This window comes from Pseudomonas helleri, from assembly GCF_045830615.1.
Taxonomy (GTDB): Bacteria; Pseudomonadota; Gammaproteobacteria; order Pseudomonadales; family Pseudomonadaceae; genus Aquipseudomonas; species Aquipseudomonas helleri.
Window position 1 is genome coordinate 2,582,214 of record NZ_CP174501.1, and the last position, 22,009, is coordinate 2,604,222.

Below are 22,009 nucleotides of genomic sequence, written 5' to 3' on the forward strand. Positions count from 1 at the left end.
ATGAGTTTTACCAAGGCCCAGATCTTGTAGGGATCGATATGTGGCGTTACACGGCCGTGCTTGAGCTGTTTGAAATGCCGGTAGTCAACGAGGCTGAGTACGCCAGCCTGCTGGCAGGCATGGACATTGGTGTCATGAATGCCCAGCTCCGAGGACTGATGCAGCGCTGGTACACCAAGTCCTGGCCCGGCGCCAGATAACCCCACTCTGAACTGATTTTTTAATTCCCATGCCCGCCGCCGCGCGGGCTTTTTTTCGCCTGGAGGATTTATGAGCGGAGCCGATGATCTCGCACGCCTGACGGTTACGATTGATAAGGCCAACGAGCTGTTCCTGTCGGAAGAGTCAAAGATGGTCGATGTGGGGGGCGGGGTAATGCGTCCAACTAACGCCAAGGTGCTGGCCGATCTGGCAACTCAAATGAATGGTGCGCAGATATACACGTCTGTGGCTTTGGGGCTTTCAAGTACGGCTTCGGGTAGTTTCTTTAGCGTGCCCAGTCCTGAGTCGGCTGAGTATTTGGTTCTTTATCAAAACAGTTCAGGAGTAGCGCAAGAAATTGATCGGTACCCTAACTCAAGAGCAATTGCCGAATTAGGCGTTGAAGACATGGATTCCGATCTAACAGGTTTGTTATATGCCGTGGTCGGCAAGAATGGGGAGCGGACTTCGATCGAAATCGGCCTAGACGGCAAGCCCACAGACCGTTCCGCAGCTGCCATGGGGGAAAAACTAACCAAAGATAATGCTCCTGCTTTGGTGGCAGGCGCAGCGGAGGAAGCTGTAAAGGCCGTAGGGTTCGAAGAGGTCGATGAAGCTCTTAATGACATCTCATTCGCCGTGGTTGATAAGCAGGGCAGCTTGACGTTCTTGTCCGCCAAACTAAACGGTGACCCAACCGCAGATTCAGCCGCGCGCATCCTTAGGGCATTGCCCTTCCGCTCAGGCCCCGACATTTTCTGTTGCGGGGACAGCATGACCTTCGGGAACCAGGATGGGACGGGCGTGACATACCCTGGCGAGCTGCAAGTGTTGCTTGACAGCTACGTGCACCGAGGGACGGTGTCGAACTTTGGAGTGGGTGGTGAGACATCTGTAACGATAACAGCTCGATGTGGTGCTAACCCCTTTATCGTGATGCCAGTGGGGGGGCTTATCCCTGGTAGCAACACTGCAGTTGAGTTAACCCTACATCCGATTAACGGTGAACCGGTCGCCCCGCTAAAACAAGGTCCTACCTCGTACATTGTGACTTTGGCCGGGGTCAGAGGCATTTTCTCGCGCACAGTTTCTGGGGGAGTATTCACGTACTTCTTTACCCGCTTATCTCCGGGCCAATCTATCCCTGTCGAGCGACCAGAGCCCATGTACCTAGAAGTTGCTCAAGCCTACCGAGGCGACATCGCCGTGATCTGGATGGGGCAGAACGGCCCAAGTACAGATCGCGCTATTTCGGACGCTGAGGCGATAATCAGTCATCTGACTGCACTGGAAAAACGGTTCATAGTTATCTCTATGCCTGGCGGCACGTCAGCTCAGGACGCGGATGACGCTAAGTGGTTCGCCAAGTTTGGCCGTCGCTTCATTCCAATTCGCCAATACATGGTGAAGTACGGGCTCGCCGATGCGGGAATCACTCCAACTGCCCAGGACATTGCAGATATGGCCAATGGGACAGTTCCAAGCTCTTTGAGAACCGACTTAGTTCACTGGAAGGCTGCTGGTTACAAGATCCTTGCCAAACAAGTATTTATTCGCATGAAAGAACTGGAGTTTATCTGATGGGAAAAATTTTGAGACTTGACACTGAGACAACTGATCCTTACGCGCCACAGATAATCCTAAGAGATAAGATCGAATCTAAAGGCTCGCTATTTCTATTTGACGGCAACCACAAATTGGGTAATACCACAGACCCAATTTCCCGGGTGGGGGACGCACTGCCAAATATCTTAGATGATCGCGCTGCAGATCTTTTGGGGGCAGGGGATTATCGATTCACTGTATTAGCCCGAAGCCCTGACTCCAACCTATTCAAGGCTGAGCGGACAGCGAAGGGGGGGCTATACGGGATCGTAACCCAATCAGGAGCCCAGACGTCTTCTCAGTCAGTTGTTATCCAGGCTGCACCTGCAATCAAAAACTATGTACTTGCCAACCTCTCTCATAAGTTCTACGTGTCATTGTGGACTCGCGTGGTTCGCCAGAGCTTGCTTGCAGGGACAGGACAATCTCCGTTTCACTTTGTGAATGGCTCCGGGTCATCCACGGCCAATTATCTCTGGAACTATGAGAACGGTGAGGCCCGCCCACTGAGTGGTGCCACATTACTTGGTCGTAAATCCGAGCCAGCTAATGGAGATGTATCCTCGCAGTTGCTACCTGTTCCATATAACCGTTTTGGCGTTGTAGGGGTGTCTGGCGTAGTTGGTTCAGGCCCAGCCGCCGCCGACGGAATCCATATGGTTCTCGGGACGCAAGGGCCGTGGAATGGGCCAAATTACAATAAAGCTGCAAGTCGGATTATCTACCGTGCCTACGTTGAGGATCTAACCGTTTCTGGCCGCTCCTACGCCGAAGTTGAGGCGATCGACTACGCTCTGTATCAGGAAGCATTTGCGCCTGGCGGCAAATTTCATGGTGACATCTACCTTGACCCTGCGTCGCTGCCTTGACGCATTCATGGCCTAGCCAAAGGCAAAGTGCTATGATGGCGCTTTGGGTGCGGGCAACCTGCCTGCATCAGTAATATCTGATACTCTCAAGGTAATCCAGTGAACTTTAAGTCGCTTGCTGCAATTGTAGTGGTTTCAGGCCTATCTATGGCTTATGGTGCTTCTGCTGTGAAGTTTGGGTTGTTCCCGTACCCTCAAATTGTAAGCATTAAACATAACTCTACCGAAGAGGTTAGAAGTCCTTATTATTATGGAAAGAAATCCTTTTTTGAGGTTAATGGAAAGGAATATCCCATTGTTATGGTGGGGGACAGTATCACCGATCAGCCAGATTGGAATGAGTTGTTAGTTCACACGGATATAGCGAATCGCGGGATAGGTGGCGATACTACTGAGGGTATTCTCCTTAGGATGGATAGTATTTATTCTACAGGCGCAAAAAAAACATTTGTGATGGCAGGTATAAATGACATAACGCATAGCAAAGATATTGATATTGTTTTCGATAATTATAAAAATATTTTGAGGCTTTTAAATGATAGAGGCATGAATCCTCATATACAGTCAACACTTCTTACTGGGAAGTCAATGGCTAAATATAATGGTGAGGTTTTAAAGCTTAATCAGAAGCTTTTTGAGTACGCTAAAGAAAATAACATTCCTTACATTGATCTGAACGCCGTGCTATCGGTTAATGGTTTCTTGGCAGATGAATTTACGACTGATGGTGTTCATTTGACAGGCAAAGCTTATGAGCTTTGGGGAAGGGAAATCAGTCAATACATGCAGTCAGACATTTAGTTCCGTAAAGATTTACCGCTCGTAACAGGTCTTCGCTATCGCGAAAGATCATTCAAATATCACATAAGTCCCACTTTAGCAGTTCCTATCAGCGCCGGCCCAGTTGCCGGCGCTTGTACGTCTGGAGCTTAATTATGCCCATCACATCGCAGCAATTGCTGCAGATCCTCCCGAACGCCGGCCCAGTTGCCGGCGTTTTTACGTCCGGAGTTTGAACATGCCAAGAATTACAGAACAGCAGGGTATTGGCCGCAGCTTGCGCGCATTCCTCGATATGATCGCCTGGTCCGAACTGGGCAGCAACTACCTGAAGCGATCCGATGATGGCTACAACGTCATCGTGACGGGGATTGATGGCAAGCTTGAGCTATTCAATGATTACTCAACCCATCCCTTTTCAGGTGGCCGCAAGTCCAAGCAGATCAATAGCCGCGGGCTTACGTCAAACGCCTCAGGCCGCTACCAGCAAATGCTCAGAGACTGGCCGCATTACCGTGACCTGTTGAAGCTCCCGGACTTTGGCCCGGTCAGCCAGGACAAGCTGGCGATACAGCACATCAGGGAGTGCAGGGCACTTCCAGACGTAATCGCCGGGCGCATTGAGCCCGCAATCGATAAGTGCCGGAATATTTGGGCGAGTCTGCCGGGTGCCGGCTACGGTCAGCGCGAGCATCGGTTGCAAGACCTCATTGCGCAGTATGAGCAAGCTCTGAAGGTGCCGGCATGACTCCCGCGTTGTGGAAGCTTGCCGGTACAGGTCTTGTCCTGGCTCTGCTGTTGAGCCTGGGTGCCGCTGGCGGGGCCTGGCTAGCTGCCAACCACTACAGGCCATTGCTCGACACCTCTTACGCCGACCTGGCCAAGACCAAGCTCGCACGGGACAACCTTGAAGAGCTGGCGGGCGAGCAGGGCCGCAAGCTGGGCGAGTTGGTTACTGCTGGTGAACTGCGAGAGCGGAACGCGGCCCAGGCGATCGCCAAGGCTAAGGAAGAGGCCGGGGCTGACTACGCCGCAGCCAACAGATTGATGCAGGAGCGAACCGGCGGCGATCCGGCCGAGGCTGCTGCTTCAATCATTGATCAGGAGTTGGGGTTATGAGGTGGTTGCTGATAGGGCTTGTTGCGGTACTAGCCGGGTGTGGTACCCGCGAGCCCGAGGTGCGCACTGTGCGTGTCGAGGTTCCGGTACTGGTCCCGTGCAAGACGAAAGGGGTCGCGGTGCCGCCTTGGGCGGCAGCTGGGCTGCAGAAAGCCGATTCACTCGAGGTAAAGGTGAGGGCGCTCCTTGCAGAGCGCCGTCAGCGAATAGGATATGAGAAGGAGTTAGTTGCGGCAATTGATGCGTGCCAGTAGCTGCTTTAATAGACACAATATCGAAGTGCACTAATTGTTATTTAATTCTTGTAATTAAAGAATCAAAACCATGGTTCTGGCTTGTGCTGCTGATTCAATAATCTGTCTAACTTTAAATATTTGCTCTGGCTTTAGAATGCGGGCAGATTCTAATCCATCAATAAATCCCTCTGCTCTTTCTGTGGCTAAGTTAATTCCTGATGTGCTGTTAGAGGCTTTAATTTCTCGAATTTTCTGATTTAAGTCGTTGCGAATTCTGTATGTCAAACTAAATTCTTGTAAAGGGTCAGCGTGGCCTTCAGTTTTCATTATTTTAATTTCCTGTGAGGTGCTGTTTGTTCTTCGATGTTTCTATGTTTATCTAAATTTCAGCTTGTTAATTATTATAAGGATGTTTTAATTGTTTATGGCTGCTTGATAAGCTTAAAGTAGCTAAAACACATGCATGCTGAATCTAGCACATGGTTAGGCATGACTCTGAAAATTCATGTGGAGCTCATCAGTATCGCGAGCGTCATGGTTATAAAGTCCTCATTTTTATCGAGGGTATCTAAGGCGCCTCGAACGTTTTTCCCGGCTTCCGATGCCCCATGCTTCTCAGCCCAAGAGGTTAGTTCAAGAATGGCTGCTTCGAGGGCAAGCTGATTCTCGTTGATTTTATAGAGGAGGCTTGGGAGCAAATCTGAATTGGGCATGCCGGAACTCCATTGGAAGGCGATTTTTAGTAAATGCCAATTTCCATCTGAATGATAGTGTTTTGTGTCCTTGTTTTTTGTCTTCAGGAGGTCGGAAAGTAGAGGGTAAGCCGTTCGTGACTTTTACGTGACTCTCTCACGCACCTATAGGCATCCCTACCGGCACTATGGCTATTCGACTGCAGCGAGCGCCAGAGACAACAGCCATAATCCAAGGGTTTGCCATGCTCCTGCGGGCATGGGGTGCTAGGCGGTAGTTTGCGGTCGGCAGTAAATCACGGAGGGGAAAACCAGCTGCCCGTTCTGCCTGTGATTGGACGGACTGAGCGAGAGTCTCTTTGCTGAATTTGCTTAGAATGCTGATTGTTGCTGAAATTTTGCTTAAGCAATGCGTGTTGCATTTATAACTATATGAAATATATAGAATTTTAATTCTGATCAGCACGATCCATCATAGGTGCCACAGAAAATCTTCTGGAGGGTTCTGAGCGCTCTAGATGAGAGGCTTTAGAGTGTTTTTCGGTCATGATCTATCGTTCAAATATGTGCTTTTCAGCCGTTTCGCCTGCTTGGAGAAGCACAGTGCAGCAAAGCCTTTTAGCTTCTGCTGAGGCGTAATGGCCGGGAGTTTATCAGGAATCGGAATGGCAATTGACTTAAGTAAACATTGAGCCTGTAGGAGCGAGCTTGTCTCGCGATCTTTTGATTTTCAAAAGCAAAAGATCGCGAGACAAGCTCGCTCCTACAATTTTGTTATGGTGACGGCTGAAATGAGTTTCAAAGCCTGTCGAGTCGAGTACCGATGATCATCAAACTGCCTCGCACTATTGAACAATTCATAGGTGGCGCCACGCTGAGAGCCGACGCGATCGGTGAATCCCCCTGCGATGTTTATAGCTTCAAACGTGGTAACGATCGTTACTTTCTCAAGATTTGCCCGGCTATCTTGGCACCTACCACGTATAGCGTGTTACGAGAGGAGCGGGTATTGTCTTGGATCGCAGGTCACCTGAATGTTCCTGAAGTGGTGGCTGTCGCGGAAAGCGTTGGAGGTGAGTTCATGATTACGCGTTGTGTCGAAGGGCAACCCCTTCAGGCGCGTATTAATGACCCGTCTTCGATCATCATGTTTTTTTGCGAGGCGGTGCGGCAGTTACAGGCTGTGCCAATCCACGATTGCCCGTTTGATTCAAGTGTTGAAGCGCGTCTGCATGAGTTGGACTATCTGCTGGCACATAACTTGGGCGAGGATTGTTACAACCTGCAGCAGTGGCCTTACTTGCAGACTCCGCTGGATCTTGTCGCTCACCTTCATAAAACGAAGCCGACAGAGGACCGGGTGTTCAGTCACGGCGATCTGTGTGGGGCCAATGTGTTTGTCGATGCCCATGACACGCTGCACTTCATTGATTTGGGTCGTGGCGGGAGTGCCGATCGATGGTTAGACATTGCCTTTGTTTATCGTTTTTTGCGTAAAGACGTCTCTTTGGGCGCTGCCGGTGAGTTTCTAACTGAGTTGGGCGAGGGAGATGAACCGGCCAAGCGCGAGTTTTTCGAGCAGTTGGACGAATTTTTCTAGAGTTCCTCGCCATGGGCTCTGCCTGTAACACACCATAGAGCGATTTAGAAAATGCCAGACATTCAACGGTACAATTGTCTTGGCTTCCAAGCCTACCGAGTAGATGGGGCATAGACCCTTCAGTCGATTCTAGGGAATTTTCACGGTTGTACTTGCGTCGTGATAGTGGCCCTCATCATCAATCAGCGTGTAATTCACAGTCAGCTTGCTCTGAACATCAAGGCTAAAGGAGGCCAATGAATAGGGTTTGTCGCTTAAAGGAGGGGTCATCATGTCCAGCGTTTTGGCATTGGCGCGCTCTCGACCTTCATCCATTACACTCAGAGAGGAAAATGAGGCGTGATAAGGGGTGGGGTTGTGACATACCAAGATCCAGCCACCAGCGTGTTGCTTAAGGCTGAAGGTGAGCAATGTGGCCATTTTTTCCGGGGGAACAGGTAAGTTGGCAGGGCGGTAGAACACCTTCATTTGGGTGTTCATTGCCACAGCAACTTGAGTCGCAAGCATCGGGCCAATCGTTTTGGTGGGCGGGATCTCGTAAATGTTCAGCCAACTCACCGACTCGCGGTCTCTTGGAAGTGAGCTAGCATCTTGAACGATTCGCAAGCCTTGAATGGCGCCTGCTTGCAGCTTGAATACCGAGGGCAGTGCGACCATGGTTGACACAGCATTTTCCGGGGCTTGATTACCCTCGCCGTTGTCGAGCCAGGTTTGTACAACGACCGGATAGGTATTGGTGTTGGCAAGCATCAGCGAGCGCTGTGTTTGCCCCTCGTGGAAGATCAGCCGGGTCCTTTCCGGCATGACGCCGGCATGAGCGCTTTGCAAAGCGCTCAGCACTAACCCTCCCCAAAGCAGCAATTGCGCACATTTTTTTTTATTCATTGTACTTTCACCAAGACATAAGCAGTTGCGTTGACTTTTCCCGGTTTGGCCGTCAAACCGGGCAGTGCACTGAGGGTGGCAGTGATGGTCTGCGAATAATTGGTGAAGTTCTGCGTGTTGCTCCCATTGCTGCTCGCCCCATCCAAGACCGGGTACCAGCCACCGGAGGCACCGGTGCCGGTGTTGGACCAACCTAAAAAATTCATGGCAGTGCCGTCCTTTGCGTTGCGCAGGCTGATCCCGACACCCGTCGCAACCGACGGATCGCTGCCATAGCCGTTGGACAATAAGTGAGTGACTGCGCCGCCACTGGTCACAAGACCCATGGATTGGGCTTGGGTATAGGCGCTTTGAGCGACTTGAATACCGAGTGCTGTTTGATTGGTTGATGTTCCGGAATTCACCGCGTTATCGCATTCAAGATCAATGGTGAAGTCGCTGCTGCGCGTGGCTCCCTGGTTAAGCTCAGCGGCGGTGACGGGCAGGAAGGTGACGACAGGTGTGACGTTTCTGGCTACACAAGTGGCAGCGTAGCTGATTGACGCCGCCGAGCGCATGCCGTACCCAACGCCGTTTCGAGCGCCCCAAAATCTGTAGTATCTGCTGGAGTCTTCCCCGACCGAGTCGGACTTGATACCGCCACCCTGGAACTGGATATAACCGTTGGGTTGTGTACAGGTGTAAGGATAAACACCACTACCACTGCTGGCGGCTGTTCCAGTGCAATAATTTGAAACTGAGCCTGTCGTTGGAGGGAGACTTGACACACGAACGAGCTCGGCCTGGATCAAGCTCAAGTGTTTTGCCTTAATCTGGATCTTGTTGCCTACCGTGTCGTATTCGGTGATCCGGGCTTGCTGCCAGTAACGGGTGTAAACCTGGCCGGAATTGACATGAGTCAGCCTGATTGCAACATAAGGAAACCAGGTCGCAAAGTAATTAGGCAGACCATCGGCAGCCCCAATGTCCCAGAACCCACCCACCCGGTCATCACCATTAGTTGCAAAAAGTTCATAGAGGTCATCAGCATCAGTGATATCACATTCCCACATAACAGTTTCACTGGTCAGTCCGGGGGCCGAAGCCGGTGAAATAACGATTGAACCAAGCAGAGTGCCCACGGGCTGTAAGTGCGTTGATGTCAGATTGATCCGGCCGAAGGTCAGTTGAGCGGTATTGTTGTCGCGCGTCTGGATGCCGGAGTAAATTCTTTTGCAGGTTGCCTGAGCGTCAGAAATGACTGCCCCCAACATCATTACAAGCGTGAGCGTTAAGCGATAACGAGAAGGCATCATTGAGGTGTTCTTTTTGTAAAAAGGGATCATTGGATACGACACTCGCTATTGATCTTGATCAGTGCCTGACTGACATCCTGTCGAGCCAGGTCGAAGTTCATGCTGCATCGGTCTTGCGGAGCGTCGCCCCAGCGTGCGACTAGCGTGCCTTTGAGTTTGTCGGTCCGAAGGTAGGCCTGGCTGCCTTGGCCGACCATGCCAATTACGCTGTCGTTGTCATCCAGTACATCGGCTCCCATGGGCACCGCTTTGCCATCACTGCGTAGGGCTTTTACCAGAATTGCGTTGCCAATCACCGTATTGAATTTGACCTTGACTGCCGCCCCCGCATATGGAGCAACGCGCTGTTGGCCATTGCCGATTTCCGTCTTTTCGCTGATACCTTCCGGGTTGATGACAACGGAGTTGTAGCGGTATGGCGTTAGTGACGGCACCAGCGCGTACCCTCGGCTATCGATCGTGGCTCCGCTTGCGCTCATGACTTTGGCACCACTGGCGCCCTTGGCTTCGATCAGCGCAAAGGTATCGCTCAAGTACGGGCCAAAAGTGATACCCCCCTCGTGCACTGCCAGAGCACCGCGGGCACTCCCTGAGGCCTGCCAGTAATCCTGACTTTTGGAGGCTGTGGCACTCAGAGAAGCGTTGGGCAGATATTTTTGAAGGCTGGCACTAAAAACGTTGAGCTTTTGTTGGGCATCGCGAGAGGCGTCAATGCCATAGCTCAGCGACTGATCGTCGCTCTGAGTGCCTGATAACGAGGTTTGATACACATTGCCAGAGTCCGAACTATGGGTGACCGAGGTACTTAGATAGGGCGTGTTAGGGCGACCGGGGCTGCCGAGCGGGAAAGACACGGACAGCAGTGTGACGGTTTCGCTTCTGCCGTCTGTACGAGCAATGCCAAGACCACCATTGGCGAATGTGTTGTCGAGCGGATCGTCATAGTGCCCGCTGCGGCGGTTCAGGTAACTGCCGGTAGTCTGCCGTGATGTTGTCAGGTTCAGGCTGATATTGTTACGCAGTGTGTTGGACCAGCCAAACTGTAACTGAGTGTCGCGGTCTCGACCATTGCGATAGTCCTGGGTCGAGCCCGACAGAAATACGCTGCCCATGTCATCAAGGCTTTGGTTAATCGACACTTCGAAGCGCGAGCGCTGCATGTAGCTTGTCGACTCCCAGGTTTCGTGTTTTCGAGTCGATCTGCGTACCCCTAAGACATCGCCCAAATCGCGATAGCCTTCAGTGGAATAGCGATACCCGGCTATTGATAAGGTAGTGTTGGTGGGCTGAAACGTTCGACTGTATGACAGACGTCCCATCCAGCCATCCAACTGACCGTCTCCGGGCAAGTCAGCCCGTGAGTACGTAGTATCCAGGCCGAATGCACCCAGGCTGCTGGAGTACACGCCTCCTACTACGAACGCCTGATAACGATCCGCGATTCTCAGGCCGCTGTTGGCGGTAATGCTATTGCTCAGGCCGATTTGGTAGGTCACCTCACCAAACGGATCGTGATCTCCGTTGTCTCGGGTTCGTCCCAGCGCCAAGCTGTAGCGAGACACGCCAGGGCGTAATGATTCCGGAACCGCCGAGAAGGGCACCGTAAACGTGCTGACGTTACCATCAGCTTCAATCACAGAGACTTCGAGGTCGCCGTTGTAGTTGGTTGAATAAAGGTCATTGATCTCAAATGGACCCGGCGTGACGGTAGTTTGATAAATATCATTGCCGTTCTGACGCACGATCACTTGTGCGTTGCTGGTGGCGACTCCTCGTATCGTGGGCGCATATCCGCGCTGTGACTCGGGCAGCATGCGGTCGTCAGAGGCGATCTCAATACCGGTATAACTTAGCCCTGAAAAAAAACGCCCCGACGTAAACCCCTGGCCTGCAGTCAGGTCGCCCTTAATGCCCGGTAATGCTCGTTGGGCGTATGTACGGGTCGTATTCCAGTGCGATCCGTAATCGTTGTCATAACGCCAGTTTCCCTGTTGGCGCAAGCGCCACAGACCCACGTTCAAACCACTGTTCAGGGACAGATAACTCGAATCTGTAGTGCTGTTGTTTTTACCGGAGCGAGTCACATGATATTGGTTGGCGCTGTAATTGACGAAGCCCATAAGGCTGCCAGCATCAAGACTCTGTGTTGGCACGTAACCTCTTGGCGTGTTGATCATCAGGCTCTGCGGGATGCTTAAATCCAGTCTCAGTATCGAAAAATCGAAAGCCGTGGAGGCGCCGTGGATGGCCTGTGAGAGGATCAGGCATTGATTGTCGTCGGTGGTATGAATGGCGCTTTTAAGCACACCTGAAGACTCCAGCAGTTTCTCTGACAGACAGGGCTGGACATCGCCATTTCCCTGGCTGGCAAAGCGCAAGTCAACCCGATCTACAAAACGCCGGTTGATAAATAGATCGACTTTGTACTGCCCTGGTTCTACTGCGTTAATACGGTTGAAACGCGATAACGAGCCATTACCGAACATCATGTTGTCGTCGAAAACGTAAGGGTCGTTAGCGCTCACTGTGGCAGGTTCTGCCAGAACCGGATCAGGGCACAACAAACTGACAGTGGTTAACGCCGATGCTCCTACCAGATCGCGTAATCCATATAAGCGTGAAACCTTAAAATCCTTTTTAAATACATAAACGCGACGCACAAGCATAAACACTCATCCCGGGCCATCAGTTAATAAGGAGGTCATTGATGACATCTGCACCGTAATCGTTGACTAACGTCAGGCGTAGCATGTCGCCTTTGCTGGCTGACGTATGAGTGGGAAGCATCCAGTTGACTTCACTCAGTGGCGGAATCATCACAGCCTGATTTACGGTAAGTGTTTGACCGCCATGGATCACCTTCGCGTCGCGCACGGTGGCGTAGTAACCACTGCGATTGCTGGCGACGATGGACCTGCCTTGCACTTTGAAGCTAAGTGATTTACTCAGCTCATCCGGGTTGCCCGCCAGTTGCTGAGGGCGGTAGAACAGTTTCATCCGGCTGTTCACTCCAACCAGCAACTTGTTGGCCTGTAATTCGCTGGCCTTGATGGCCGGCATTTGCAGGAAACTAAGATAAAAGAGTGTTTCTCTATCTTTGGCTAACCTGTTACCAGTAAAGACCAAGCGAACAGTCTGTCCGGCATTCGGGTTAATACGAAAAATTTGCGGGTTGGCAATAAAAGGTGAAGTGGTATTTTGCGGTTCGTTATTGTCGGGATCGTTATCAATCCACATTTGCACGATATAGGGCAGTGTATTCTGATTGGTCAACTGCACGGTTTTTTCTTGCGCCTGAGCAGGGTATATCACTCGGGTGCCGGTCATGATGACACTGGCACTAACAGGATTCACTGAAAATGCCAGGAGAGTTAGAGCGAAGGTCTGAGTTAGTTTTATTAGGCGTGACATGGCAATCCGCACACAACGTGTAAAGAGTAGGGAAGTTAGGGGGAGACAACTCTACCGGGCGTATTGCCCGGTAGAGTGGACTACTGTCTTACAGATAATCCAAAGCGTATTGCACGCTGGCTGTAACTGTACCCGCAGTGGCACCACCTGTTTCGCTGACATACTGCGCAGCGAAATCATGGCTGGTTTCAGTTTGCGCGCTGGGTAGAACCAGACCGGCCACCGAGGTGACCCCTTCAAGTACGATGGCCGTACCTGCAGGTGCGCTAAGCAATTGAATTTGTACGTTTGTGGCTGTACCTGAGCTGCCAAGGTTGCCAGCACTGGTCACGTTGTTGCCCAAGAATGCAGTTTTGATCGCCAGGGCTGTTGATGATGGGGCAGTGCAACCGCTGATGCTTACAGTGAAAGGGGTCTCTCCGGCTTTGCTGTTCGCGGCACTCAACGATGTGGCACTCACAGTGGGTAGCAGGATCATCGGGCTGGCCGCATTACCATTGACTGCAACCGTACATGTTTGATCGGTGACTTGTCCGTTAAACGTGATGGTGTTTTGAGAAGCTGCGAAAGCCATGACAGGGAATGTAGCGGCGAGGATTAAAGCGATCCGTTTCATGGTGTAACTCCTGTGTGAGGTTTAGATGTACTCCTAAAGCCGGAAAGAGTTAAGAAGGCGTTTTGTCAAAATGCAAATATAAAATAAAATTTGTGTTGTCGTTGATAGTGTCTAGGCTGTGTGATTTGGCGAGATGTTACAGAGAGTCTGCTGTGCTGTTTTAATCATTGTTTAAAGTGGGGGTGTTGCCGTGTGGTCAGTTGGTTTTTTATCTAATTGCACAAGGTATGGAACTTTTTATCTGCTCAGTAATACACGCATCGCTCTATGGGGCGATGCAAAACGTAGGCGATTTTTGAATATGGGAGAGTTGGTTTTAAGCTAGAAGAGTAATACTTCGTCATCTCTTTCATGGGGGCCTGTTGCGGGGCTGTATGCGGTGTGACACACAGCCCCAACCCTTTTTACTCAGGCAAGCTCATGTGCAATAACGGGAAGGGTCGTCCTTCGCCGTCCAGTGGCGAACGCCCCGTTTGTACGAAGCCGTAGTGCAAATAGAACCCTACGGCCTGTGGGTTTTGCTCGTTGACATCCACGCTGAGCGTCGCGCGCGACGTGCGGACATGGTCCAGCAAGGCTCGGCCAATGCCTTGGCCATGCTGTTTTGGGTCTACGAAGAGCATTTCCACATGGTTGTCACTCAGTCCAATGAACCCTAGCGGACAGTCTTCAGTATTTGCCGCGACCCACAACTCTACGGCGGGCAAGTAGATGTCACGCAACTGCGGGATCAGTGCATCGATGTCCGATGGCTGCAAAAAGTCGTGAGTGGCCTGCACTGCGCGCAGCCAGATGTTCAGCAACTGCGGATGGTCCGCAGCGTTACCCTTGCGAATGATCATGAAATCATCCTTCTTCTCTTCAGGTCTGATGATAGGTGCGCCGGGCAGTGGCGACCGATTAAGAGTCGGCTTCAGGTATGACCGCTTCGCGATTTAACGCCTGGGCGGTGCACTTAAGAGGGGCCGAAAAAGAATGGGCGGCCAATTTGCCGGGGCACTTTAAAGATGTCAATAAGGTGGGTGGGGGCCGACCGCTACCCAAGCATGATCAGCTCGGCACCCTCTAGCAGCAGCGGACGCACGAGGATCTTGTAGCAATCGGCATCAAATGCCTGGCCGGTGCTTTTCGGTGCCTGCCTGGCTTCAGCTTCCGTGGCGTAGGTGCCGATGTAATGCCAGCTGTCCACGACGTGGTATTCCTCATGTTCACCGTGGCGCTCGTGCAGTGCGATTGCGCAGGGGAACGGCCAGCGGTGTACGGCCCAGCGGGCAAGCGCGGTTAACAAGCGTTCGGTGTGGACTGCGTGGCTTTCATCGCCTCTACAGGCGCCCGCGCATTTGCCGATTTGTGCTCTGAAGCAACTGCGCCCCGTAGCTTTTTCGATGCCAAGCAGGCTGTGGCACAGGCGCTGCTCGTCAGCGATCAGCATCAACGCTTCAGTGGCCATGCGCCTATTGCGGAACAGCCCGTACAACGGGCTTGCGCCGGGCAAATCTGTGGTGTCGATGATGTCTACAGCACCATCGATGACGCGTATTGAACACAACCGGCGTTGCTTGCGTAATCGCTTGTTTTTGAGGGGTTGCAGTTCTTTGATCAGGCGCGATTCCAGCAGCAGCGCGCCGATTTCTCCGGCGGTTTGCACATACTCGATTCTTTGTGCTTGGCGCAGCATGCGGGCTTCTTCGGGTGTTCGCAGGTGTGCCAGCAGTCGGCTGCGGATATCGACACTTTTACCGATGTACAGCGGCATCAAGTCGTCTTGCGCATAAAAGAAGTAAACCCCTGGCGCTCGTGGTGCTGCAGCGACTTGAGCGCGCAGGTGCTCAGGGTATTCATAAACAGGGGCGAGTGATGCAGGACGTATAGGCATGGTGGTTATAGTGCGGCATAGGTAACGGCATATGACAGCCGCCGGTCAGAATCGCTCCGGTGTGTGCCGCTAGAACCGGTCATGGAACCCGGATAGAGTTGTGCCCAACTGGAAAGCTGAAGCTAAAGGACTGCCGATGAATTTGACGCCTGAACACTTTGTCAGCCTGGCAATGGGTAACCCGGTCAACGCTGAGCTCATGGAGCGCTTGCCCAAGCTGGGCGTTGAACAGTGCTTGTTGACGGCGGGCAGCCTGTTTCAGGCGGTCTGGAACCATCGCTCAAACCTTCCGCCGGCGTTTGGAGTTAAGGATTACGACGTTTTTTACTTTGATCAAGACGTGTCCTGGGAGGCGGAAAACGAAGTCATTATCAAGGCACAGCAGCTGTTCGAGGATCTGGGTGTGAACGTCGATATCAAGAACCAGGCCCGGGTGCACCTCTGGTATCCCGAACGTTTCGGCAGGCCTTATCCGCAGTTGTTTACCGCCCGGGACGGTATTGATCGTTATCTGGTGGCCGGGACCTGCGTGGGGATTTGCGCTGACAGCGGCGAGGTGTATGCGCCTTATGGTTTGGATGACATCGGGCAGGGGCTGTTACGCAATAATCCGTTAACCCCGCAGCCTGATTTGTTTATGCACAAGGCCAGAAGCTACCAAGCGCGTTGGCCATGGCTGACGACTATTGATCTGTAGGAGCGAGCTTGTCTCGCGATCTTTTGATCTTTTAAAAGATCGCGAGACAAGCTCGCTCCTACAGGGGGAACCGTTTTTATACGGGCGTTATTGGCGCATGCGGGTGGCTTTGCGCGAAGTGTTTTTCATAGGCCCGGCAAACCCGCAGTACCTGGTCATCGGCGAAGCGTGCGCCGACCACATGCAGGCCTACTGGCAGGCCATTGTCGGCCAGCCCGCAGGGCACTGAGGCCGCCGGTTGTTGGGTCAGGTTGAACGGGTAGGTGAACGGGGTCCATTGCATCCAGTCGGTCAATGAGGACTCGGGCGGCACGTTGTGCCCGGCCGCAAATGCGGTAATGGGCAGCATGGGCGAGACCAGAATGTCGTAGCGCTGATGGAAGTCATTCATGTGCGCGACCAATGCTGCCCGTGCTTCCAGTGCGGTGCTGTATTGCTCAAGGCTGATGCGCTCGCCCAGCCCGGCGATCCGCTGCAGCCCAGGGTCCATCAACTCGCGTTGGGCACTGCTGAGTTGGCCGGCCAAGCGCGCTGCACCGGCAAACCACAGGGTGTTAAAAGTCTCCAGCGGATCGCTGAAACCGGGGTCAACCTGCTCGACATGGGCGCCGAGTTCGGCCAGACGCTCCACCGCTTGGGCCACGACGCGGGCGACCTGCGGATCAACGTCGACATAGCCGAAGTTGGGGCTGTAGGCAATGCGCAACCCCTTGAGATGATCGCTCTGTGCCAGCCAAGGCGTGGTGCGCGGGGCGCCGATCAAGCCATCGCGGGCATCGGGCCTGGCCACGGTTTGTAGCATCAGGACCGAGTCTTCAACGGTGCGGGTCATCGGCCCCAGATGCGAAAGGATGGTCATGGAACTGGCCGGCCATTGCGGCACGTAGCCGAAGGTCGGCTTGATGCCAAATGTGCCTGTAAACGCGCAAGGGATGCGGATCGAGCCGCCGGCATCGCTGCCCTGATGCAGCACGCCCAGGTTTAGCGAGGCAGCAGCAGCAGCCCCGCCGGATGAGCCGCCTGCGGTCAGCCGGGTGTCCCAGGGGTTACGGGTGATGCCGTACAGCGGGTTATCGGTGACGCCTTTCCAGCCGAATTCGGGGGTCGTGGTCTTGCCCAGCAAGACCGCGCCTGCCTTGCGCATAAAAGCACTAAAAGGCGCGTCAATCTCCCATGGACCTTGCGCCGTGGTGGTACGTGAGCCTTTGCGCGTAGGCATGCCTTGAGTCAGGGTCAGGTCTTTGATCGAGGCCGGTACGCCATCCAGCGCACCGCAAGGCGTGCCCTTCAACCAGCGCTGTTCAGATGCCCTGGCCGCTTGCAGCGCGCCTTGCGGGTCAACATGGCAGTAGGCGTTGACTGCCGGGTTGTAGCGCTCAATGCGCAGCAAGGCATCCTCGGCCACTTCGACTGGAGAGAGGCTTTTATCGCGGTAACGGGCCAGCAGTTCGACGGCGTTCATCTGGCCGATGTCAGGTGTTGTACTCATGGCTATTTACCTCCTTGCGCGGCATTGACCATGGCCCGCAGCAGTACTGCGCAGCCGTCAGCCAAGTCCTGTGGCGCCGCGTTTTCGATTTCGTTGTGGCTGATGCCGCCTTCACATGGCACAAAAATCATCCCGGCCGGGCCCAGCTCGGCGACAAAAATAGCGTCGTGCCCGGCGCCGCTGACGATGTCCATATGGCTCAAGCCCAACTGTTGCGCGCCCTGGCGCACGGCATCGACACACGCAGGATTGAAGTCCAGCGGCGGGAAATCAGCGGTCGGGGTCAGCTCAAAACTCAAGCCGTGCTCGACACTGGCCACTTCAATGGCTTCGCGCACTTCATCCACCATGGCTTGTAGGTGATCGGCATGCAGGTGCCGCAGGTCGATGGTCATGTGCACTTGCCCGGGGATCACGTTACGTGAGCCTGGGTGCAGGGTCAGGCAGCCGACGGTGCCGCACGCATGGGGTTGATGCTGGAGGGCGATCCGGTTGACGGCGCTGACCACGTGCGCGGCACCGACCAGCGCATCTTTGCGCAAGTGCATGGGGGTAGGGCCGGCATGGGCTTCAACGCCGGTCAGGGTCAGGTCAAACCACTTCTGGCCGAGGCAACCCATGACCACGCCAATGGTGGTATTGCGGTCTTCCAGTACCGGGCCTTGCTCAATGTGCGCTTCAAAATACGCGCCCACCGGGTGCCCGAGCACCGGCCGGGTGCCAGCGTAGCCAATGCGTTGCAACTCGGCGCCCACTGACAAGCCTTGTTCATCGACTTTGCTCAGGGTTTCGTCCAGGTCGAATTTGCCGGCAAACACCCCGGAGCCCATCATGCACGGCGGGAAGCGCGAGCCTTCTTCGTTGGTCCAGACCACTACTTCAATGGGCGCTTCGGTGGTCAGTTGCAGATCGTTCAGGGTGCGGATGACTTCCAGCCCGGCCATGACCCCGTAGCAGCCATCGAATTTGCCGCCGGTGGGTTGGGTGTCGATGTGGCTGCCGGTCATTACGGGTGGCAGGTCGGGCTGGCGGCCCGCGCGGCGGGCAAAGATATTGCCAATACCGTCAACGGTTACCGTACAGCCGGCTTCTTCACACCAGCGCACAAACAGGTCGCGGGCCTGGCGGTCGAGGTCGGTCAGGGCCAGGCGGCAGACACCGCCCTTGGCCGTGGCGCCGAGTTGTGCCAGGTCCATCAGCGATTGCCACAGGCGGTCGCGGTTGATCAGCGGCGCGTTGCTGTTGAAAAGGTCGGATATCACGATAGGGCTGTTCATGGACACGAGTCTCCCTTCAGGCGCTAAGGGCCAGGTAACGGTTCTTGATCGTTGGGTTGGCACGGAAATCGGCGGCGCTGCCTTCGTACACCACACGGCCTTGTTCAAGCACGTAATGGCGATCGGCAAGCTTGTCGCAGACCATCAGGTTTTGTTCCACCAGCAGCACGGGCAAGCCGTCGTCCTTGATCTTGCGCAGGATCTTCACCAGTTCATCGACGATCACCGGCGCCAGGCCTTCGGTGGGCTCATCGAGAATCAGTAGCTTGGGATCGTTGACTAGGGCTCGAGCGATGGCGAGCATTTGCTGTTCCCCGCCGGACAACGCATGGCCAGCGTTTTTACGCCGCTCCTTGAGGCGTGGAAACATCGTGTAGACGTCTTCCAACTGCCAGCGGCTGGTTTTGCGCTGGGCAATACGCAAGTTTTCTTCAACGCTCAGCAGGCGGAAAATCCCGCGATGTTCCGGCACCAGGGCCAGGCCTTCGCGGGCGATTTCGAAAATCTTGCGCCCGACCATGTCCTGGCCGTTAAAGCGGATCTGCCCTTTGCGCGGGCAGACAACCCCCAGAATGCTGCGCAATGTGGTGGTCTTGCCCGCACCGTTACGGCCCAGCAAGGTCACCAGTTCACCGGGATTGACCTGCAGCGAGACGCCCTCAAGCACGTGGCTTTTGTCGTAGTAGGAATGGATATTGTCGACGATTAGCATCAGGCGGCTTCTCCCAGGTAGGCGGTGCGCACACGCTCATCGGCGCGGACAAATTCAGGGGTGCCCTCGACCAGAATCTGGCCGTGGCTCATCACCGTGATGCGTTGGCTGATGGACATCACAATGCTCATGTTGTGTTCGATCAACAGCACGGTGTGATCGCGGCCCAGGTCACTGATCAGTTGGGTCATGATCGGAATATCGTCAATGCCCATCCCGGAGGTGGGCTCGTCGAGCATCAGCAGTTTGGGTTTGGAGCAAATCGACATGCCCACCTCCAGCACCCGTTGCTGGCCGTGGGACAGTTCGCCCGCCAGGGTGTTGGCGCGTTGGGTCAATTGCAGGCGTTCGAGCACCTGGTCTGCCATGTCCAGGTGCTCGCGTTTGCTGTCTACCCGGCGCCAGAAGTTCAGCGCGGACAGCCCGTCACGGCCCTGTGCAGCAAGGCGCAGGTTTTCCCGCACGCTGAGGTTCTGGAACAGGCTGGTGAGCTGAAAGGAACGTGCCATGCCCAGCGCAACCCGGCCATGGGAGGGCTTTTTGATGATGTTTTTACCGCCAAACACAATCGCCCCGTCGGTGGCCCGGCGCTCGCCGGTCAAGCAGTGGAACAGGCTGGTTTTACCCGCGCCATTGGGGCCGATCACGGTATGAATGGTGCCTTGCTCGACCTTCAGGTTGACCCCGTTTACGGCATTGAAAGCGCCATAGGACAGCTTCAGGTTCTCGGTTTCCAGCAGGTAAGGTGTTTTAGCACTCATTGCTGTTCCTCCTGAATCGGCAGGCGGCTTTTGCGCGAGCCTTTGATGCGTTCGAAAGCGCTGGTAAATCCACCCCACAAACCGCCGCGCATAAACACCACGACGACGATCAAAATGATCCCTAGCAGCATCAGCCAGCGCGGCCACAGGTCTGACAGGAAATCACCCAGCAGCACAATGGAACCGGCACCCAGCAGGGAGCCAAACAGCGATCCGGTGCCCCCGACAATGGTCATGATCAGAATGTTTTCGGACATCATCAGGTCGATGTTGGACAGCGGCACAAAGTGCAGCAGCATGGCGTACAGCGCCCCGGCAACCCCGGTGACTGCGCCCGACAGCATGAACACCAGGATCTTGAAGTGGCGGGTGTCGTAGCCGATGGCCGCGGCACGGGTTTCGTTCTCGCGGATCGCCATCAACGTGCTGCCAAAGGGCGAGGCAATCACCCGGCGTGCGCCAATGAAAATCAGCAGAAACAGCACCGCGACAAAGCCGTAGAAGTAGCGTGCATCACTCAGCGACATCAGCAGCGTGTCGCCGATGCGAATTTCAGGCCGTGGTACATCGAGCAGGCCGTTGTCGCCGCCGGTCCAGCCGCTCAGGGTGTAGGTCAGGAAGTACGCCATCTGGCTGAACGCCAGGGTCAGCATCACAAAGTAAATACCGGTACGGCGAATCGCCAGGGCGCCTACCAGAAACGCCAGCAAGGCACCGGCGATGGCCGCACCCAGCAGTGCGCTGAATAGCCCCCATTGCATATGAATCATCAGCAAGGCGGCGCAGTAAGAACCGGCGCCAAAGAAGATGCCCTGGCCGAAGGACAGCAGCCCGGTGTAACCCAGCAACAGGTTGCAGGCCAGCGCGGCCATGGCGAAGATCAGGATTTCAGTGGCCAGGGTGGCCGATGGCAATACCAGTGGCAGGCCGATCAGCACCGCAATCACCCACAGCAGCATCGAGCGCGACTGTGTTTTGGCGAACGGCAGGGGGTTTTTCTCGCTCATGTCAGGCTCTCCCAAACAGGCCGTAAGGACGCAGCAAAATCACCACGGCCATCGCGCCGTAGATCATCAGGCTCGCACCCTGGGGCCAGATAGTTGTCATCAGGCTTTGCACCACACCCACCAGCAGACCGCCCACCAGTGCGCCACTGAATGAACCCATGCCGCCGATCACCACCACCACGAAGGCCACGCCGAGAATCTCCGGGCCGACAAAAGGCTGGGCGCCGCGCAACGGTGCGAACAGCACCCCGGCGATCCCGGCAAGCCCGGCGCCAAGGGCGAAGGTCATGGAAAACAGGCGGAAGATATTGGTGCCGAGCAGCGACACGGTTTCGGTGCTTTCACTGCCGGCGCGAACCAGCGCGCCGAAGCGTGTGCGCTCCAGCAGTAACCACAGAGCAAAGCCCACCAGCCCCGAGAAGGCAATCAGGAACAAGCGGTAGTAGGGGTATACAAAGTCGCCAATTTCCACGACGCCGCGCAGTAACGGCGGTACCGCGACACTTTTACCGACCGGGCCCCAGATCATCACGCTGGCTTCTTGAATAATCAGCGCAATACCCAGCGTTACCAGGATCTGGAACATGTGCGGCAGGTTATAAATGCGTTGAATCAGCACCCGCTCGATCACCCACGCGAGGGCAGCAACCAGCAGCGGTGCAATCAGCAGCGACAGCCAGAAGTTGCCAGTCAGGCTGACGGCGGTGTAGCAGAGGTAGGCGCCCAGCAGAAAGAACGCACCGTGAGCGAAGTTGACGAAGTTCAACAGGCCAAAAATGATGGTCAGTCCGACCGCAATCAGAAAATAGATCATCCCCAGGCCCAGGCCATTGAGAATTTGAAACATATAAAGTTCGAGCATGCAGATACCCTCTGCAGGC

The 22,009-nt window shown here is 54.4% G+C and carries 24 protein-coding genes and 1 pseudogene; 10 read left to right on the top strand and 15 right to left on the bottom strand.

Annotated features, from left to right (window positions below):
* Positions 1-38 precede the first annotated feature (38 nt).
* The 8 genes and pseudogenes from ACJJU9_RS11685 (at position 39) to ACJJU9_RS11720 (ending at position 4,828) form a co-directional block, all read left to right on the top strand.
* A complete protein-coding gene (locus ACJJU9_RS11685) occupies positions 39-200 on the top strand; it encodes a hypothetical protein (protein WP_407730813.1) in 162 nt (53 codons plus the stop codon).
* Positions 201-270: 70 nt separating this feature from the next.
* On the top strand, positions 271-1,782 hold the full coding sequence (locus ACJJU9_RS11690; RefSeq protein ID WP_407730814.1) for a hypothetical protein: 1,512 nt from the start codon (positions 271-273) through the stop codon (positions 1,780-1,782).
* Positions 1,782-2,675 carry a hypothetical protein gene (locus ACJJU9_RS11695; protein ID WP_407730815.1) on the top strand — a complete coding sequence of 298 codons (894 nt, stop codon included), beginning with the start codon at positions 1,782-1,784 and terminating at the stop codon, positions 2,673-2,675. The genes ACJJU9_RS11690 and ACJJU9_RS11695 overlap by 1 nt, the downstream gene beginning before the upstream one ends.
* 99 nt (positions 2,676-2,774) lie before the next feature.
* Entirely contained in the window at positions 2,775-3,476 is a 702-nt protein-coding gene (locus ACJJU9_RS11700) for a GDSL-type esterase/lipase family protein (protein ID WP_407730816.1), read from the top strand.
* Between the two features lie 134 nt (positions 3,477-3,610).
* Positions 3,611-3,676, top strand: a pseudogene (locus ACJJU9_RS11705) (glycoside hydrolase family 19 protein); the annotation flags it as partial.
* A gap of 17 nt (positions 3,677-3,693) precedes the next feature.
* Positions 3,694-4,203, top strand: a complete 510-nt coding sequence (locus ACJJU9_RS11710) for a glycoside hydrolase family 104 protein (protein WP_407730817.1) — start codon at positions 3,694-3,696, stop codon at positions 4,201-4,203.
* Positions 4,200-4,574 (top strand): hypothetical protein, encoded by a 375-nt coding sequence (locus tag ACJJU9_RS11715; protein WP_407730818.1) that lies wholly within the window; start codon positions 4,200-4,202, stop codon positions 4,572-4,574. The genes ACJJU9_RS11710 and ACJJU9_RS11715 overlap by 4 nt, the downstream gene beginning before the upstream one ends.
* Complete coding sequence (locus ACJJU9_RS11720; protein ID WP_123749060.1) at positions 4,571-4,828, top strand: hypothetical protein; 258 nt, start codon at positions 4,571-4,573, stop codon at positions 4,826-4,828. Before ACJJU9_RS11715 ends, ACJJU9_RS11720 begins: the two co-directional genes overlap by 4 nt.
* A 54-nt stretch (positions 4,829-4,882) precedes the next feature.
* On the opposite strand, the gene ACJJU9_RS11725 is transcribed toward ACJJU9_RS11720, so the two are convergent.
* Positions 4,883-5,137 carry a hypothetical protein gene (locus ACJJU9_RS11725; RefSeq protein WP_123749061.1) on the bottom strand — a complete coding sequence of 85 codons (255 nt, stop codon included), beginning with the start codon at positions 5,135-5,137 and terminating at the stop codon, positions 4,883-4,885.
* Between the two features lie 176 nt (positions 5,138-5,313).
* Entirely contained in the window at positions 5,314-5,523 is a 210-nt protein-coding gene (locus ACJJU9_RS11730; RefSeq protein ID WP_407730819.1) for a hypothetical protein, read from the bottom strand.
* Between the two features lie 802 nt (positions 5,524-6,325).
* Between ACJJU9_RS11730 and ACJJU9_RS11735 the strand changes: the two genes are divergently transcribed.
* Positions 6,326-7,102 carry an APH(3') family aminoglycoside O-phosphotransferase gene (locus ACJJU9_RS11735; RefSeq protein ID WP_407730820.1) on the top strand — a complete coding sequence of 259 codons (777 nt, stop codon included), beginning with the start codon at positions 6,326-6,328 and terminating at the stop codon, positions 7,100-7,102.
* Between the two features lie 129 nt (positions 7,103-7,231).
* On the opposite strand, the gene ACJJU9_RS11740 is transcribed toward ACJJU9_RS11735, so the two are convergent.
* From ACJJU9_RS11740 to cho, 7 genes are all read right to left on the bottom strand, one after another.
* Positions 7,232-7,987, bottom strand: coding sequence for a molecular chaperone (locus ACJJU9_RS11740; protein WP_407730821.1), 756 nt, complete (start codon positions 7,985-7,987; stop codon positions 7,232-7,234).
* Positions 7,984-9,282 carry a fimbrial protein gene (locus ACJJU9_RS11745; protein ID WP_407730822.1) on the bottom strand — a complete coding sequence of 433 codons (1,299 nt, stop codon included), beginning with the start codon at positions 9,280-9,282 and terminating at the stop codon, positions 7,984-7,986. Before ACJJU9_RS11745 ends, ACJJU9_RS11740 begins: the two co-directional genes overlap by 4 nt.
* 26 nt (positions 9,283-9,308) lie before the next feature.
* On the bottom strand, positions 9,309-11,948 hold the full coding sequence (locus tag ACJJU9_RS11750; RefSeq protein WP_407730823.1) for a fimbria/pilus outer membrane usher protein: 2,640 nt from the start codon (positions 11,946-11,948) through the stop codon (positions 9,309-9,311).
* Positions 11,949-11,967: 19 nt separating this feature from the next.
* Positions 11,968-12,609: a molecular chaperone gene (locus ACJJU9_RS11755; protein WP_053225439.1), complete on the bottom strand. Its 642-nt coding sequence runs from the start codon at positions 12,607-12,609 to the stop codon at positions 11,968-11,970.
* A 172-nt stretch (positions 12,610-12,781) separates the two neighbouring features.
* Entirely contained in the window at positions 12,782-13,309 is a 528-nt protein-coding gene (locus ACJJU9_RS11760; RefSeq protein ID WP_123749068.1) for a fimbrial protein, read from the bottom strand.
* 404 nt (positions 13,310-13,713) lie between these two features.
* Entirely contained in the window at positions 13,714-14,151 is a 438-nt protein-coding gene (locus ACJJU9_RS11765; protein ID WP_407730824.1) for an acetyltransferase, read from the bottom strand.
* 194 nt (positions 14,152-14,345) lie between these two features.
* On the bottom strand, positions 14,346-15,185 hold the full coding sequence (cho, locus tag ACJJU9_RS11770; protein WP_407730825.1) for an excinuclease Cho: 840 nt from the start codon (positions 15,183-15,185) through the stop codon (positions 14,346-14,348).
* A 136-nt stretch (positions 15,186-15,321) separates the two neighbouring features.
* Between cho and ACJJU9_RS11775 the strand changes: the two genes are divergently transcribed.
* Positions 15,322-15,882, top strand: coding sequence for a nucleotidyltransferase family protein (locus tag ACJJU9_RS11775; RefSeq protein ID WP_407730826.1), 561 nt, complete (start codon positions 15,322-15,324; stop codon positions 15,880-15,882).
* Between the two features lie 76 nt (positions 15,883-15,958).
* Here ACJJU9_RS11775 and ACJJU9_RS11780 read toward each other — a convergent pair whose 3' ends face one another.
* Genes ACJJU9_RS11780 through ACJJU9_RS11805 form a run of 6 tightly spaced genes read right to left on the bottom strand, consistent with a single transcriptional unit; the run spans position 15,959 to position 21,990 of the window.
* The gene (locus ACJJU9_RS11780; RefSeq protein WP_407730827.1) at positions 15,959-17,371 is read right to left on the bottom strand and encodes an amidase; all 1,413 of its coding nucleotides are present in this window, start codon (positions 17,369-17,371) and stop codon (positions 15,959-15,961) included.
* A gap of 2 nt (positions 17,372-17,373) precedes the next feature.
* Positions 17,374-18,648, bottom strand: a complete 1,275-nt coding sequence (locus tag ACJJU9_RS11785) for a Zn-dependent hydrolase (protein WP_407730828.1) — start codon at positions 18,646-18,648, stop codon at positions 17,374-17,376.
* Positions 18,649-18,664: 16 nt separating this feature from the next.
* Positions 18,665-19,360, bottom strand: coding sequence for an ABC transporter ATP-binding protein (locus ACJJU9_RS11790; protein ID WP_153375275.1), 696 nt, complete (start codon positions 19,358-19,360; stop codon positions 18,665-18,667).
* On the bottom strand, positions 19,360-20,121 hold the full coding sequence (locus tag ACJJU9_RS11795) for an ABC transporter ATP-binding protein (RefSeq protein ID WP_353231420.1): 762 nt from the start codon (positions 20,119-20,121) through the stop codon (positions 19,360-19,362). Before ACJJU9_RS11795 ends, ACJJU9_RS11790 begins: the two co-directional genes overlap by 1 nt.
* The gene (locus tag ACJJU9_RS11800; RefSeq protein ID WP_407730829.1) at positions 20,118-21,128 is read right to left on the bottom strand and encodes a branched-chain amino acid ABC transporter permease; all 1,011 of its coding nucleotides are present in this window, start codon (positions 21,126-21,128) and stop codon (positions 20,118-20,120) included. Before ACJJU9_RS11800 ends, ACJJU9_RS11795 begins: the two co-directional genes overlap by 4 nt.
* A gap of 1 nt (position 21,129) precedes the next feature.
* A complete protein-coding gene (locus ACJJU9_RS11805) occupies positions 21,130-21,990 on the bottom strand; it encodes a branched-chain amino acid ABC transporter permease (RefSeq protein ID WP_407730830.1) in 861 nt (286 codons plus the stop codon).
* Positions 21,991-22,009 lie beyond the last annotated feature (19 nt).